General features: G+C 52.1%; 13 protein-coding genes. 9 read left to right on the top strand and 4 right to left on the bottom strand.

The annotated features are described in order from the left end of the window. Positions 1–17: 17 nt before the first annotated feature. Together HV334_RS14335 and yebS are read right to left on the bottom strand one after the other, a co-directional pair. On the bottom strand, positions 18–2,651 hold the full coding sequence (locus tag HV334_RS14335; RefSeq protein ID WP_181220537.1) for a PqiB family protein: 2,634 nt from the start codon (positions 2,649–2,651) through the stop codon (positions 18–20). Continuing rightward, a complete protein-coding gene (gene yebS / locus HV334_RS14330; RefSeq protein ID WP_016152782.1) occupies positions 2,620–3,903 on the bottom strand; it encodes a membrane integrity lipid transport subunit YebS in 1,284 nt (427 codons plus the stop codon). Before yebS ends, HV334_RS14335 begins: the two co-directional genes overlap by 32 nt. 128 nt (positions 3,904–4,031) lie before the next feature. Between yebS and HV334_RS14325 the strand changes: the two genes are divergently transcribed. The 4 genes from HV334_RS14325 (at position 4,032) to htpX (ending at position 8,454) form a co-directional block, all read left to right on the top strand. Continuing rightward, positions 4,032–4,529 carry a GAF domain-containing protein gene (locus HV334_RS14325; RefSeq protein ID WP_016152783.1) on the top strand — a complete coding sequence of 166 codons (498 nt, stop codon included), beginning with the start codon at positions 4,032–4,034 and terminating at the stop codon, positions 4,527–4,529. A 96-nt stretch (positions 4,530–4,625) separates the two neighbouring features. Beyond that, positions 4,626–5,312, top strand: a complete 687-nt coding sequence (gene proQ, locus HV334_RS14320) for an RNA chaperone ProQ (RefSeq protein ID WP_003833781.1) — start codon at positions 4,626–4,628, stop codon at positions 5,310–5,312. 19 nt (positions 5,313–5,331) lie between these two features. Next, on the top strand, positions 5,332–7,380 hold the full coding sequence (gene prc, locus HV334_RS14315) for a carboxy terminal-processing peptidase (RefSeq protein ID WP_046276431.1): 2,049 nt from the start codon (positions 5,332–5,334) through the stop codon (positions 7,378–7,380). Between the two features lie 192 nt (positions 7,381–7,572). Then, complete coding sequence (htpX, locus tag HV334_RS14310) at positions 7,573–8,454, top strand: protease HtpX (protein ID WP_003034964.1); 882 nt, start codon at positions 7,573–7,575, stop codon at positions 8,452–8,454. Positions 8,455–8,507: 53 nt separating this feature from the next. On the opposite strand, the gene HV334_RS14305 is transcribed toward htpX, so the two are convergent. Beyond that, positions 8,508–8,708 carry a hypothetical protein gene (locus HV334_RS14305; protein WP_049282075.1) on the bottom strand — a complete coding sequence of 67 codons (201 nt, stop codon included), beginning with the start codon at positions 8,706–8,708 and terminating at the stop codon, positions 8,508–8,510. Between the two features lie 30 nt (positions 8,709–8,738). Beyond that, positions 8,739–10,826, bottom strand: a complete 2,088-nt coding sequence (locus tag HV334_RS14300) for a TonB-dependent receptor (protein WP_181220536.1) — start codon at positions 10,824–10,826, stop codon at positions 8,739–8,741. A gap of 432 nt (positions 10,827–11,258) precedes the next feature. On the opposite strand from HV334_RS14300, the gene HV334_RS14295 reads away from it, so the two are divergent. Genes HV334_RS14295 through HV334_RS14275 form a run of 5 tightly spaced genes read left to right on the top strand, consistent with a single transcriptional unit; the run spans position 11,259 to position 15,983 of the window. Next, positions 11,259–12,845, top strand: coding sequence for an ABC transporter substrate-binding protein (locus HV334_RS14295; RefSeq protein ID WP_103766191.1), 1,587 nt, complete (start codon positions 11,259–11,261; stop codon positions 12,843–12,845). Beyond that, on the top strand, positions 12,845–13,819 hold the full coding sequence (locus HV334_RS14290) for an ABC transporter permease (protein WP_181220535.1): 975 nt from the start codon (positions 12,845–12,847) through the stop codon (positions 13,817–13,819). The genes HV334_RS14295 and HV334_RS14290 overlap by 1 nt, the downstream gene beginning before the upstream one ends. Beyond that, on the top strand, positions 13,809–14,621 hold the full coding sequence (locus HV334_RS14285) for an ABC transporter permease (RefSeq protein ID WP_049271223.1): 813 nt from the start codon (positions 13,809–13,811) through the stop codon (positions 14,619–14,621). Before HV334_RS14290 ends, HV334_RS14285 begins: the two co-directional genes overlap by 11 nt. Beyond that, complete coding sequence (locus tag HV334_RS14280; RefSeq protein ID WP_016152790.1) at positions 14,615–15,409, top strand: ATP-binding cassette domain-containing protein; 795 nt, start codon at positions 14,615–14,617, stop codon at positions 15,407–15,409. The genes HV334_RS14285 and HV334_RS14280 overlap by 7 nt, the downstream gene beginning before the upstream one ends. Further along, the gene (locus tag HV334_RS14275) at positions 15,393–15,983 is read left to right on the top strand and encodes an ATP-binding cassette domain-containing protein (RefSeq protein WP_047417943.1); all 591 of its coding nucleotides are present in this window, start codon (positions 15,393–15,395) and stop codon (positions 15,981–15,983) included. Before HV334_RS14280 ends, HV334_RS14275 begins: the two co-directional genes overlap by 17 nt. Positions 15,984–16,074 lie beyond the last annotated feature (91 nt).

Here is a 16,074-nt window from a genome sequence, read left to right as displayed (position 1 = left end):
CGGAGCAAGGGGAGAGATTAACGTGGCAGGGCGGTTCCCCATTCACGCCACTCTTTTGGTTCGCTTTCGAGCAGCAGGAAGTGTTTACCTGCCTGCGCTTTCGGGGCCAGCGGCGTACCCGGTGGCGTAGCGAAGGCGATTCCGCCGCGAATGAACTGATTGAAGGTACCGGTCTTCACGACGCCGCCGGTCAAACCAAAGTCGAGATTGTATCCTGATGCCAGCCAGAACACGGAGTTGTTCCGCACCAGATGCTGATAGCGCTGGCTAATGCGCATCGCCACCATCACGCGGTCAGAAAGCGAGCCCAGCGTCAGCCCGGTGACGGTCCCCACTTCAATGCCTCTGAACAGGACTGGCGTACCGATATTCAGCGAACCTGCTTCCGGCGCTTCTACCACAATACTCAGACCATCGAGGTAACGAGAGTCGGTAATGGTGGCTTCCTGCAGTTCAAAATCACGGCGCGGGTTACCGCGTCCTGGTTCAACGTTAATATACGGCTGTAAGATCGTATCCAGATGCTCGACGCCTGCCGCTGAGATTTGCGGTGTGATCACGGAGAAGCGGGTACCGCTACGGGCAAAAGTCTGCACGTATTCCGGATACAAAACTGCTTTTGCCTGAACTTCGTTACGGGCGGTGATTAGCTCAAGCGTCTGGATCTGGCCGATATCGATCCCCAGGTAGCGAATTGGCATGCCGGCCGCGAGTTTACCGGCATCGAACGCGTGCAGGGTTATCTGGCCGCCCACCGCACGCGCGGCGGTTTCGGAAGCATACAGAATACGCTTGTCGCCTTTGCGTTGGCTGGCGCTGGCGCCGCTGAGGTTATCGAAGCTAATCGCCCCTTTGAGCGCTCGCGACAGGGGAGATGCCTGTACGGTCAATCCGCTACCGTTAAGCTGAACCTTTGCCCCGCCTTCGGCCCAGAATACGCTGTTACTGGTCAGCAGGTTGCGATATTCCGGTTTGATATGCAGATCGATATCAAACGCATCGGCGCGTGGGCGAACGCTAATCACTTCACCGACCTCGAATTTGCGGTATAACACCACCGAACCGGCCTGCACATCAGGCAGCGTTTCGGCGCTCAGGCTGAGCGTGGTAGTTGGCAGATCGCTCAGGCTGTTTTCAATCGCTTTTTCCAGGTTGGCATACAGCGGGTAGCTTTTTTTCATTTCACCCTTGGTACCGGGCAAAATACGAATGCCGCCGCTGAGCCATTCGCTGGCGCTGGCGCCTAGGAATTCCACGCCATCAAGCCCGACCTTGATGTCAACGCGGCTGTTGACCACGAACTTACTGTCACCTTGCACCAGGGCGCGATGCTGTGGTTCGATGGCAACGGTAAATGAAACACCTTTGCCAGAGAGCGTGCGATCAATCACCTGACCGACCTGTACGCCGTGAAGAATCAGTGGCTGACCGGCATCAATACCGTAACTCTCCGGCGCGGTCAGCGTAAGCGTCATGACGCCCGGATCGTGTAACAACGACTTCTCAGCAGGAATAACCGCAAACTGGTTACGCGGCTCGCCCTCGCCAGGTACCAGCTCGAAAGTTTTGCCCGTCAGTAGCGAACTGATATTTGCATCGTTTAACGATAATTTAGGGCTGTGTAATTCAATCCGCGTATTGTCGCGCAGCAGCGTTACGACGCTGGGATCGACCGTCATTTCGCCGGTCACTTTACCGCCTGGATTTAAATCCAGTTTGGTCAGTTGCCCGACTTCTAATCCTTGATACATCAGCGACGTTGAGCCGGCCTTGAGTCCATCGCCGCTGGGTAACTCAAGCTTGACGATCACTCCCCGCTGGCTGTGCGCGAGATCCTGATACAAACCAAACGTGTCATCGGCCACCGCGGGTTTAGAGTCTTCGGGCGAATCAAAAGCAATGGCGCCATTGACCAGCGCCGCCAGACTCTCCAGCTTGATTTTCGCTCCGCTGAGGCTGACATCCGCATTCACACCGGACACGTTCCAGAAACGGCTGCCTTTTTTCACCAGGTTGGTAAAGCGACGTTCGATCAGCACGTCGATGGTTACGCCCTGATGATTTGGGTTGATGGTGTAGTCATACACCCGGCCCACCGGAATCTTGCGGAAATAAACCAGCGAACCGCTATTGAGCGACCCGAGGTCGGGGGCGCGCAGATGCAGCATCAAATCGCCATTATCCAGACGATATTTGGGCTGCGTATCGAGGGCGACGAAATGATCTTCCGGCTCGCCGGTTCCGGGCATCATGCCGATATAGTTGCCGCCAACCAACGCATCCAGACCAGAAACCCCCGCCAGCGACGCTTTCGGCGTGACCAACCAGAACTGGGTATCTTTGCGCAGAGCATCTTTCATGGTCGATTTGATGCTGACGCGCACTTCAATTTTGCGTAGATCTTCGCTGAGGTTGATATCCTGCACGGTGCCCACTTCAACGCCCTGATAGCGAACGGGAGTACGGCCCGGCACAATGCCGTCAGCAGACATAAAGTCAATGGTTACGGTATTGCCGCGATCTTCATAGCTTCCCCAGATTAGCCATCCTGCAATCATCAGCGCGATGAACGGCAGCAGCCAGAACGGAGAGATACGGCGTTTAGTTTTAATCTGCGCTTCAGTCTGCGAAGCGGGCGTTTCCTGACTCATGTGCATCCCAAAGTAAGCGGCTGTCCAGCCATTCCACAGCAAGAATAGTCAATATTACCGCTGCGCCGAAATAAAACGCAGCTGGCCCCATAGTAAAAGCAAGTATCTGATCGCGATTAATCAGCGACATGGTTAAAGCGATAACAAAGAGATCCAGCATCGACCAGCGACCAATCCAGGTCACCATACGCAGCAGTTTGATGCGGGTACGCAATCCTTGCTCACATCTAAAATGGATGCTGATGAGCAACGTAAACATCACAATCACTTTGGTGAATGGCACCAGAATACTGGCGATAAAAACAATCGCCGCCACGCCGACGTTGCTGTTCGCCAGGGACATTATGCCTGACAGGATCGTGTCTTCCTGGCGGCCGCCATTGACATAAATTACCGAGATGGGCAGCAGATTAGCAGGCAAAAGCAGGACGATCGAGGCCAGCAGAGCAGCCCAACACTTTTGGATACTTTGATTCCTGCGCCAGCGTAACGGGATATGACAGCGAGGGCAGCGACCTCGGGCGTCCGGATAACCTGTAAAGTGGCAACCGAGGCAGACGCGAAGTTTTTCATCGGGCCGACGGGCTGGTCTTTGCGGATAGAAACGGTCCCAAAGCTGCTCAACGTTAAGGTGCGACAGCGTCAAAACACTGAGGATCACCAGCGCAATAAAAGCAAACAGACCTACACCGGGTTGCAAAAAAGCATAGTCCTGAACTTTGATTGATGCGACGCCAATGCCCACCAGGTAGATATCAAGCATCACCCACTCTTTGAGCCTTTCCAGCATCAGCAGCACTGGGCGCAGGTTCATCCCAAGAATATTGCCAAACCACAGATAAGCGATTGAGGTCACGAGAATGATGGGCGCACCGGCAACGCAAAAGAGTACGAAGGATGCGGTGAGTGGGTCGCCTTGTCGGGTCATTTGCCAGATGCCTTGCAGCACATTGGCGTCAATGCGCACACCTAATAAATAGATGTGCAGGAGCGGTTCTCCCCAGGCAAAGGGCATCAGCAGCAGCATGGTGAAAGCCATAGCCGCCAGTCGTGTTAATGACCAGTCGCGTCCGTCACGAATTTTTGCCTGACAGCGTGGGCAAAATGCACTTTGATGCGAACGCATTTTAGGCAAGCTAAAGATCAGGTCACATTCAGGGCAACGATGGTAATGCGCACGAGGGAGTGCATCACCAATGGACCTGATGGCTATTTTTTTAGTCGGCGTGATGCGTGGTGTCGTTAAGGCCATGTATCGCGAATCAAATTGTTGAAGTAATGTTATCTTAACTCATGACGGGAATGATCTTGAGCATTAACGCATTTAATGTTTATTTTAGTAGGCTGCAGCTTTAAGTAAGACAACTAAGTGATTACATAATGAACAAAACAGAGCTATACACGGATCTGAACCGTGACTTTCAGGCATTAATGGCAGGTGAAACCAGTTTTCTGGCAACGCTGGCAAATACCAGCGCGTTGTTGTACGAACGTCTTGCAGAAGTGAACTGGGCCGGTTTTTATCTGCTCGAAAACGATACGCTGGTGCTGGGGCCTTTCCAGGGAAAAATCGCCTGCGTGCGGATCCCGGTAGGACGCGGGGTGTGTGGGACCGCAGTAGCGCAGAACCAGGTTCAGCGCATTGAGGACGTTCATGCTTTTGACGGACACATCGCATGTGATGCCGCCAGCAACGCTGAAATCGTCCTGCCAATCACCGTCGAAAATCAGATAATCGGCGTGCTGGATATCGATAGCACGGCGTTTGGCCGCTTTACTGACGAGGATGAACAGGGGCTGCGAACGCTGGTGGCACAGCTTGAAACCGTGCTTGCAACGACGGATTACAAAAAATTCTTTGCGCGCGTCGCAGGATAATCAACGGATAACGTAGCAATTACTGATGACGTCATTATAATGTCGCCTGTTCATGCCTGCGCTTGTTGGCTACGTCCGTTGTAATCAGGAAATTTCATGGAAAATCAACCTAAGTTGAATAGCAGTAAAGAAGTCATCGCGTTTCTGGCCGAACGCTTCCCGCAGTGTTTTAGTGCGGAAGGCGAAGCGCGCCCACTGAAAATTGGCATTTTTCAGGATCTGGTAGAGCGTGTTGAGGGCGAAATGAACCTCAGCAAGACGCAGCTCCGCTCTGCCTTACGTCTCTATACTTCAAGCTGGCGCTATCTGTATGGCGTTAAATTGGGCGCAACGCGTGTTGATCTCGACGGCAACCCTTGTGGTGAGCTGGATGAGCAGCACGTTGAACATGCTCGCAAACAGCTGGAAGAAGCTAAAGCCCGCGTTCAGGCGCAACGTGCAGAGCAACAGGCGAAAAAACGCGAAGCAGCCGCTGCTGCCGGTGAAAAAGAAGACGCACCGCGTCGCGAGCGTAAGCCGCGTCCTGCACCGCGTCGTAAAGAAGGCGCTGAGCGTAAACCTCGCGCTGAGAAACCAGCAGCAAAAGCACCGCGTGCTCCTCGTGAAGAACAGCATACCCCGGTATCTGATATTTCAGTACTGACGGTAGGGCAGTCTCTGAAGGTGAAAGCAGGTAATAATGCGATGGATGCCACCGTATTAGAAATCACCAAAGATGGCGTCCGTGTACAGCTGAATTCGGGTATGTCTTTGATTGTACGCGCAGAACACCTGGTGTTCTGAAACGGAGGCCAGGCCTGGCATGAACACTTTTTTTAGGCTTACTGCGTTAGCTGGTCTGCTTGCATTAGCAGGCCAGGCACTTGCTGTGGAAGATATCACGCGTGCCGATCAAATCCCCGTTTTAAAGGAAGAAACCCAGCATGCGACGGTAAGTGAACGTGTGACATCGCGTTTTACGCGTTCGCACTATCGCCAGTTCGATCTGGATCAGGCGTTTTCGGCAAAAATTTTTGACCGCTATTTGAATCTGCTCGACTACAGCCACAACGTGCTGTTGGCGAGCGATATCGAACAGTATGCAAAAAAGAAAACGGTCCTTGGCGATGAACTGCGTACCGGCAAGCTGGATGTCTTTTACGATCTCTATAATCTGGCGCAAAAACGCCGATTTGAACGTTATCAGTACGCGTTAAGCGTACTGGCACGTCCAATGGATTTCACCGGTACCGACACCTTTAACCTCGACCGGAGCAAAGCGCCATGGCCGAAGAGCGAAGCAGAGCTTAACGCGCTGTGGGACGGCAAGGTTAAATTTGACGAACTCAGCCTGAAGCTGACCGGCAAAACCGATGCGGAAATTCGTGAAACGCTGACGCGTCGCTACAAGTTTGCGATTCGCCGTCTGGCGCAGACCAACAGCGAAGATGTGTTCTCTCTGGCGATGACGGCTTTCGCCCGTGAGATCGACCCGCATACTAACTATCTCTCTCCACGCAATACCGAACAGTTCAATACTGAAATGAGCCTGTCTCTGGAAGGTATTGGCGCGGTTTTGCAAATGGATGATGACTACACCGTCATTAACTCCATGGTGGCGGGCGGCCCGGCAGCCAAGAGCAAAGCAATAAGCGTTGGTGACCGTATTGTCGGCGTGGGTCAGACCGGTAAGGGAATGGTCGACGTGATTGGCTGGCGTCTGGATGACGTTGTTGCGCTGATCAAAGGACCCAAAGGCAGCAAAGTTCGCCTTGAAATCCTGCCTGCCGGTAAAGGAACCAAGACGCGCACCGTCACGTTAACGCGTGAACGTATTCGTCTCGAAGACCGCGCCGTGAAAATGTCCGTGAAAACCGTTGGCAAAGAAAAAGTCGGCGTACTGGATATCCCTGGCTTCTATGTTGGTCTGACGGATGATGTCAAAGTTCAGTTGCAGAAGCTGGAAAAACAGAACGTCAGCAGCGTCATTATCGATCTGCGCACTAACGGTGGTGGCGCGCTGACCGAAGCCGTTTCGCTCTCCGGTCTGTTCATTCCTTCCGGCCCGGTGGTTCAGGTTCGTGACAATAACGGTAAAGTGCGTGAAGACAGCGATACCGACGGCGTTGTGTACTACAAAGGCCCGCTGGTAGTGTTAGTCGATCGCTTCAGTGCTTCGGCATCAGAGATTTTTGCTGCGGCAATGCAGGATTATGGTCGTGCGCTGATCGTTGGTGAACCGACTTTCGGGAAAGGCACTGTACAGCAGTATCGCTCTCTGAACCGTATTTATGATCAGATGCTGCGTCCGGAATGGCCGGCGCTGGGTTCTGTTCAGTATACGATCCAGAAATTCTACCGTGTAAACGGTGGCAGTACGCAGCGTAAGGGCGTTACGCCGGACATCATCATGCCGACAGGTAATGAAGAAACAGAAACCGGTGAGAAGTTTGAAGATAACGCGCTGCCGTGGGATAGCATTGATGCTGCGACTTACACCAAATCAGAGAATCTGACGCCGTTCGGACCTGAATTGTTAAAAGAGCACAATGCACGTATTGCCAACGATCCTGAGTTTCAGTACATCATGAAGGATATTGCGCGTTTCAATGCGATGAAGGATAAACGCAACATCGCTTCTCTCAATTACGCTCAGCGTGAGAAAGAGAATAACGAAGATGACGCAATGCGTCTGGCGCGTATCAACGATCGGTTTAAGCGAGAAGGTAAGCCGCCGCTGAAAAAACTGGACGATTTACCGAAGGATTACCAGGAGCCAGATCCCTACCTGGATGAAACGGTAAAAATTGCGCTTGACCTGGCGCATCTTGAAAAAGAAAAGCCAGCGGAACAGCCCGCAACCAGTAAATAACCTCCAACAGGCACAAGAAATTGTGCCTGTTTTTTTAACAAACGCATGAAGACGTCAGTGTGATACGATAAAATGTAAAGTTGTGTCTTTCTGGTGACTTAGCACCTATGGATGCTTGAAAATAGCCATAAGACCCATACGATATGGGTAATCGCATAGTGCGTTTTGTTAAATTGAGGTTAAAAGAAAATTATGATGCGAATCGCGCTCTTCCTGCTGACGAACCTGGCTGTGATGGTCGTTTTCGGGCTGGTATTGAGCCTGACAGGGATTCAGTCAAGCAGCGTTCAAGGCTTGTTGATCATGGCACTGCTGTTTGGTTTTGGTGGTTCCTTCATTTCGCTGCTGATGTCCAAATGGATGGCGTTAAAATCCGTTGGTGGGGAAGTGATCGAACAGCCTCGCAATGAAAGAGAACGCTGGCTGATGAATACGGTAGCGAATCAGGCTCGCCAGGCTGGGATCGCTATGCCGCAGGTTGCAATCTACCATGCGCCAGATATTAACGCGTTTGCTACCGGTGCGCGCCGGGATGCTTCGCTGGTGGCTGTGAGTACAGGCCTGTTGCAAAACATGAGCCCGGACGAAGCCGAAGCCGTTATCGCGCATGAAATCAGCCACATTGCTAATGGCGATATGGTTACCATGACGCTCATTCAGGGTGTGGTGAACACCTTCGTTATCTTTATCTCACGTATTCTGGCGCAAATTGCCGCTGGCTTTATGGGCGGAAACCGCGATGAGGGTGAGGGCAGTAACGGCAACCCATTGATCTACTTCGCAGTGGCGACGGTGCTGGAACTGGTGTTTGGTATTCTGGCGAGCATTATTACCATGTGGTTCTCACGTCATCGTGAATTCCATGCGGATGCCGGTTCAGCAAAACTGGTGGGGCGTGAGAAAATGATCGCCGCGCTGCAGCGTCTGAAAACCAGCTATGAGCCGCAGGAAGCGACCAGCATGATGGCGTTCTGCATCAACGGTAAATCCAAGTCGTTGAGTGAGCTGTTTATGACTCACCCGCCGTTGGATAAACGTATTGAAGCGCTGCGCAGCGGAGAGTATTTGAAGTAAGTTAATGACTGTCACGGGGCACCCGTTGCTCCGTGACTCATAAAACATAATGGCTATTTAAAGCTATCGATTAAAGCCTCACCCAGCATATTCTGTCCCAGTTCTGCTTTATCTCTCATTTCGCCATTTTTCTCTGCCGGGGACGAAAATATTCCTTGCCGCTTTATCTCTGGTAAAAACATTGGAGCCCCGCTGGCTGGCAAAAAGAACAGTGCCGGGCATTTGATGAAACCCAGTGGTAGACGGGCTATCATTGACAGCCCGTCTGGTAGGAAAAAACTAAATCAGAACTGGTAGTTTAATGATACCCAATAGTTACGGCCCGGGTTTACGTATCCGGTAGTGGATTGTGCAGTCTGATAGTAATCTCCTGCGTAGGTGCTATTACGGCCCACCTGGTAAAGTTTAACCTCGCTAAAGTCTTTATCCAGCACGTTATTGACCGCCGTATTCAGCGTCAGATCTTTGGTCAGCTTATAAGACATTCCCATGTCGAGAACGGTCCAGGCTTTTAAATCCGCGCCTTTATCGTCATAGACGGCCTTTTGTACTGCGCTGAGGTTGTTGTAATTTTCGGTAAAGCGTGGGGCTTTACCGCGATAACGTGCGCTCAGCCAGGCATTCATATCTTCCGTTGCCTGCCAGTTCAGGCGAGCGTTAGCCATATGTTTTGGCGTGTAGCTTAACGGCGCGCCTTTATTGTCACCATCTTTTTGCTTGCTCTGGGTGTAGGTGTAGTTGAGGGATAAAGTCAGCACATCCGACCACAGAGGGAAGGTGCTGGCAAATTCAACGCCATCGGTCCTTGCCTTGCCGCTGTTGGTATAGCTGTTGGTATTATCATCGATAGAATACGAGACAATTTTATTTTTGTATTCGGTATAGAAGCCGGTAATGTTGGCGTTCAGCCCGGTGTCGTTCTCGTAATACAGCCCGGTTTCATAGCTGATACTTTCCTCAGGTTTTAGGTTCGGATTACCGACCGTATTCACGGTTCCTTGCGCGGTGACGCCGCTGATCCCGTTATGTAACTGGCTCAGTGATGGCGCTTTATAACCTGTCGTCACGCCGCCTTTGAGCGTCCATTCGTCGGATACGTCCCAAACCATGTACGCGCGTGGGCTGAGATGACCGCCAAAGACATCGTTATGCTCGTAGCGTGTCCCTGCGGTTAAGGCCAACGAGTCGAGAATATGCCATTCATCTTCTACATAGGCCGCCCACGTTTTTTGATGGAACGTTTCGCCGGTATTGGCCAGCACCACACCGTCTTTCATCCGCGCATCCCAATATTCCCCGCCGAGGGTTAAGAGGTGCGAATCACCTAATGGCGTCAGCAGTACTGAGTCCAGAATGACGTTGGTGTTCTTCAGTTCACGTGCGTCACCGGCCCGGCCTGCGTTCTCTGGCGTGAGTGCGGAGGAGACCAGTTGTCGTCCTTTGTTCTCAGTTTCATTCCAGCCGAGGGAGGATTTCCAGGTGCCGAACGTTAAGGCGGTATCGTGGCCGAGGGTGACTTTGTTACGCTCATAGCGCAGCGTTTTATCGTAACCCCCCGTCAGGTTACCCAACTGACCGTCATCGTTATCATAGCGCTGTCTGGCGGAGTCGAGATCTAACCATAGCGTATTGCTTTCATTCGTTTTCCAGTCGAGTCGCGTGCCGATGTTATAGTTTTCTGACTCGGTAGGATAAGGTACGCGGGTGGAGGAGGTATCGCTCAGGGAGGTAACGCTGGAACCCTGACGTTGGGTGGTGCTACCCCGAACCTGCATATCCAGTACGCCAGCGATTAACGGGCCGCTTGACCAGAAGTTGGCGACCGTGCTGTTACCCCATTTATTACTCTCTTGCAGGTTAACGCCGGTATTGATGGAGGTGCTCCATTTATCGGTGCTTTTTTTGGTGATGATATTCACCACGCCACCGATTGCGTCGGAGCCATAAAGCGTCGACATCGGGCCGCGGATCACCTCAATATGATCGATTGCCGCCAGTGGAGGCATAAAGCTGGTATTCATAGCTGAGAAGCCGTTTGGCGTCACATCGCTGCTGCCGTTTTGACGAATACCATCAATCAGGATCAGGGTATAACTGGCGGGCATGCCACGAATGCTGATCTCCAGACCACCGGTTTTACCGGTGCTGCTTTCGACATCCACCCCTTCAACAGAACGCAAGGCTTCGCCTAAATCATTATATTTATTGGCTTGTAACTCTTGCTGTGAAATAACGGAGACGCTGGCGGCAGCGTTGGTGATTTTCTTTTCGTAACCGGAAGCGGTTACCACCATAACATCTTCAGCAAAGGCCAGGGGACTGGAAAATCCTAAACAGGACAGAACAACAGAAGCAACAGGTTTTAAACGCATAGTCAAACTTCCTTTGTTAAAAATTCAAAGGAAGTAAGATAATTGATGGGAATGATAATAAAAATAATTATCATTATATGTTTACATAACTTATCACTTCTGGTGTTTTTCTTGAATAAATATACATAAATTGTCATTAGTTTTAGCTAAGTAAATAGCGGAAATGACCAATAATTAGTATTTGTAATCATTAGGTTGTAATTAATTTGCCATTAATTGAATGGCTAACATTTAATCTATTTTCTGTGATTCAGAGGGTACTCAATTAGGAGTATCAGAAAAAAGTATGATAATTTTAGAAAATCGTCATACTTTTCTGCGCCGCATCATTTTTTTCGTCATTTCAGTCCGCCATAATCCCTTCCCCAGGAGACCATTTAACGGCAATGAATCGTTGAGCGGCATAAAAATAACGCAAATCTGGATAACATAATGATTAAAGGCAAGCTGGCACTGCTTACGTGCGCATTGACTCTCGCATTAACCTCACCACTTCTCGCCGCGCAAAATGTGAGCGAGGGGCAGACGTTGAAGCTGGCAATTGGACCTGAGCCAACGGAAGGGTTTGACCCGATGCTGGGCTGGAGTCATGGCAGCTATTTGCTTTTGCATGCACCATTATTAAAACAAAACGCAGATATGAGCTGGGGTAACCTACTGACGGAAAAAGTTGAAACCAGCGCTGACGGCAAAACCTGGACGTTGACGTTAAAACCCGACCTTAAATTCTCCGATGGTTCCCCGCTAACCGCTGAAGATGTGGTGTTCACCTATAATAAAGCCGCAAAGAGCGGCGGCAAAATCGACATGGGAAACTTTACTCATGCCAGCCTGAAAGATAACCGCACGGTAGAAATCACGCTGCGCAGCCCGCAGAGCACCTTTGTGAACGTGCTGGGCTCTTTGGGTATTGTTCCCGAAAAACGGTATGACGAAAAAACATTCGCCAAAAATCCGATTGGCGCGGGCCCTTATCGGTTGGTGAGTTTTCAGCCGGGGCAGCAGCTGATCGTGGAGGCGAACCCCTGGTATGCCGGTAAGAAAAATGATTTCAGTAAGCTGGTGTTTGTCTTCCTTGATGAAGATAACGCTTATGCCGCAGCGCGCAGTGGTCAACTGGGACTCGTGCGTATTGCGCCTTCGATGGCGGTCGCCCCTCAACAGCAGAATTTGAAGCTGTGGGTACGCGACAGCGTGGAAAACCGTGGCATTGTGTTCCCGATGGTTCCAGCGGGTAAAAAAGACGCCAATGGTTATCCGATCGGTAACGATATCACGGCTGATATCGCCATCAGACGCGCCATCAACTACGCCATCGATCGTAAACAACTTGCCGATCAGGTCATGGAAGGTCATGCGATTCCGGCGTATAGCGCGGTTCAGGGCCTGCCATGGCAGGGACAGTCAGTTGCGTTCAAAGATGGCGACAGCGAAAAAGCACGGATGATTCTGGAAGAAGCCGGCTGGAAGGTGGGGAAAGACGGCGTACGTGTGAAAGACGGTAAAGAGGCTCGCCTGACTCTGTGGTACGCCAGCGGTGACAGTACGCGCCGGGATTTAGCCGAGGCCGTACGTGCGATGCTGGAGCCCGTGGGTATTCAGGTCTCGCTGCAATCCGGAAGCTGGGAAACCGTTGAGCGGCATATGCATTCGAATCCGACGCTGTTTGGCTGGGGAAGCCTGGATCCGATGGAACTTTTCCATCACTACAGCAATCAGGCCGCGGGCGTGGAATACTACAATCCAGGCTATTACAGCAATCCCGTCGTTGAACAACATCTTAAACAGGCCATTGATGCTCCGGACTGGCAAAAAGCGTTGCCTTTCTGGCAACAGGTGGAGTGGGATGGCAAGCAAGGGGCTGGGGTGCAGGGCGATGCCGCCTGGGCATGGCTGCTGAACATTCAGCACACTTATCTGGCAAATCCGTGTATTGACTTAGGCAAAGGCGCGCCGGAGATCCACGGTAGCTGGTCCCTGCTCAATAATCTGGATGAATGGACCTGGACCTGCCGTTGATGAAGTCTGTTGTAGGCCATTTTCTACGGCTGATAGTGTTATTAGTGCTGGTTGCGGCTGGCACTTTTACGCTGCTCAGCTTTTCTCCTGTCGATCCGATTCGCGCCTATATCGGCAACGATCTCCTGCACGTGCCACCGGAACAATATGCGCGTATCGCTGCCCGCTGGGGATTAGACCAGCCGTTATGGGAGCGTTTTGGTCACTGGTTTATACGTGTATTGCAGGGCGATCTCGGCTACTCAATGTTGTTTAATGCACCGGTTGCCAGCGTAATCAAGGAGCGCTTTGCGACTTCGTTTGCCTTGCTTGGCGGCGCGTGGCTGCTCTCCGGCATACTGGGAACGGCAATGGGATTTGTCGCGGGTCGTTATCTGAATCGCTGGCCGGATAAAGCAATCTGTCGACTCAGCTATCTGCTTTCGTCGTTGCCGACCTTCTGGATTGGCATGCTGCTGCTGGCGTTATTTGCCGTGCGCTGGCCGGTATTTCCGGTCTGCTGCGCGTGGGAGCCGGGCAACAGTGGCGATATGGCCACGCTGGCTGAGCGTCTGCGCCATTTAGTGCTGCCCGTTTGCGCGCTAAGTTTATTGGGACTTGGCCAAATTACACTTCATACGCGGGAAAGTATCGCCAGCGTGATGAAAAGCGATTTTGTCCGTTTTGCGCGTTCTCAGGGAGATAAAGGCTGGTCGCTGCTGCGTCATCAGGTTCTGCGCCATGCTATCACACCCGCGCTGTGCCTGCAGTTCGCCTCGCTGGGAGAACTGCTGGGCGGCGCACTGCTAGCGGAAAAAGTTTTTGCTTATCCGGGACTGGGACAGGCCACTATTGATGCCGGATTACGCGGCGATCTGCCGTTACTGATGGGAATTGTGTTGTTCAGTACCATACTGGTGTTCATTGGCAACTCGCTGTCTACCTGGCTTGTCCATGTGTTGAACCGTGCTCTGGAGCGACCTGATGCTCTATAATCCGACGCCGACGCTGATTCGTCTTCTGCTCTCTTTTAGCTGCCTGCTATGCATTGCGGTGTATGGCGCAGCGACGCTGGATAACCCATTGAGCGTTAATCTGCTTGCCCGTCATTTACCGCCTGATGCGCTGTATTGGTTTGGCACCGATAACCTCGGTCGTGATCTGTGGATTCGTTGCTTTCAGGGCGCGTTAACCAGTCTGCAAATTGGTATTGGCGCGGCGTTGTGCAGCGGCTTCATCGCATTAATGATGGCGGCGGTTTCACGTATACATCCGCGTCTGGATGTACTAATGCGTCTGATTACCGATGCCATGCTGTCAATGCCGCATCTGCTGTTGCTCATATTGATCTGTTTCACGCTGGGCGGCGGAAAAAATGGGGTGATTATGGCAGTTGCGTTGACCCACTGGCCGCGTCTGGCGCTAATCCTGCGTGCCGAAGCGCAGCGCGTGGCCCACAGTGACTATCTGACATTGACCTGGCGTCTGGGACACGGACATTTTTACTGCTGGCGGCATCACTATCTCCCGGCATTGTTACCCCAGTGGTTAACGGGAACCTTGCTGATGTTTCCCCACGCGGTGTTGCACAGCGCGGCGTTGAGCTTCCTCGGTTTTGGGCTGGCGCCGCATGAACCATCGCTGGGCCTGTTGCTGGCTGATGCGCTGAGGTTTATCAGTCATGGCGACTGGTGGTTAGTGCTGTTTCCCGGGCTGATGCTATTCAGTCTGGTTATGTTATTCGATCAGCTCGCAAGGGCAGTGCATCGTTTATGGTTACGAGGTGACGCATGTTGAGTTTAAGACAGGTCTCGCTGGACGTGGCGCGTTATCGCTGGTACGGCGCGAGAAACTGGTCTTCGCTGTTGCAGGATATCTCTTTCGACGTAGCGCCTGGTCAGATGGTGGCGTTAGTCGGGGGAAGTGGGGAAGGTAAAAGCCTGTTGCTGCAATGTCTGCTTGATCTCTTACCGGACAATTTGCGCTTCAACGGCTCCATCACCCTGGAGGGGAAAACGCTGGATAGTGATGATATTCGCAAATGTCGTGGCAATACTTTCAGCTATGTCCCGCAAGGTGTTCAGGCGCTTAACCCGCTGCTCTCGATTGAAAAGCATCTGCGCAGGGCAAGTCAGCTCTCCGGCCAGGCCTGGAATGCCGGAAAAATTGAACGATTGCTCCAGCGCAGCCAACTGGAAAGTCGCGTATTAGATGCCTTCCCACGCCAGCTTTCAGGGGGGATGGCGAAACGTGTTCTGGCCTGTCACGCGTCGCTGAGTCAGGCCCGCTATATTCTGGCGGATGAAATTACCGCCTGGCTTGATGCACCGCTGGCTAATCAACTGCTTGAACAGCTACGTGAGCAATGTGAGCAAGGGGCTGGCGTTTTATGGGTAACGCACGACCTTACGCTGGCCGCTCGCCACGCGGACCGCATTGTCGCGCTGCATCAGGGAAGGGTGTCGGATAACGTCAGCCGGGAACAGCTGTTGCGCGGAGAGATCAGCGAGCATCTGCAACGCCAATGGCGGGCCCTGCCTGAAAGAAATCAACTTTTTGGAGAGCGCGATGCTGTGCTGTCGTGAAGTGACGATTTGTCAGGGAGGAAAGGTGCTTTGGCAAAATCTGAACTTCTCTCTGCGCCCCGGAGAACGCATTGGGGTTTGTGCACCCAGCGGAACCGGCAAAACAACGTTGGGGCGCGTACTGGCGGGCTGGCAAAAACCGACCTCGGGTGACATTCTGGTTGATGACCAACCGCTGCCAATGCACCAGTATTGCCCGGTGCAACTGGTGCCACAGCATCCGGAATTAACCTTTAATCCGCGGCGCAGCACCGGCGATGCGGTTCATGATGCCTGGCGACCTGATGCTGAACTGCTTACTCGTCTTCACATCAACCCTGAGTGGTTAACCCGCCGTCCCGGACAGCTTTCTGGCGGTGAACTGGCGCGAATTGCTTTACTTCGCGCGCTGGATCCGCGGACACGTTTTCTTATTGCCGATGAAATTACCGCCCAGCTCGATCCTTCCATTCAAAAAGATATCTGGGTATTGCTGCTTGAAGAGTGCCAGCGTCGGCCATTAGGTATGCTCATTATCAGCCATCAGCAGGCTCTGCTTGAGCAAATTTGCTCCAGAAAACTCATTGAAGCGTGAGGCAATAACGTGCAGTAATGTCTATTGATTAAACTGTTACGTTATATTATAACAATTCACTCGCAAACGATTTGAGGGTGAAATTTTGGCT

It is taken from the genome of Citrobacter sp. RHBSTW-00944 (assembly GCF_013615435.1).
In the GTDB taxonomy this organism is placed as follows: Bacteria; Pseudomonadota; Gammaproteobacteria; order Enterobacterales; family Enterobacteriaceae; genus Citrobacter; species Citrobacter braakii.
This window is presented reverse-complemented; position numbering and strand designations above follow the sequence as displayed.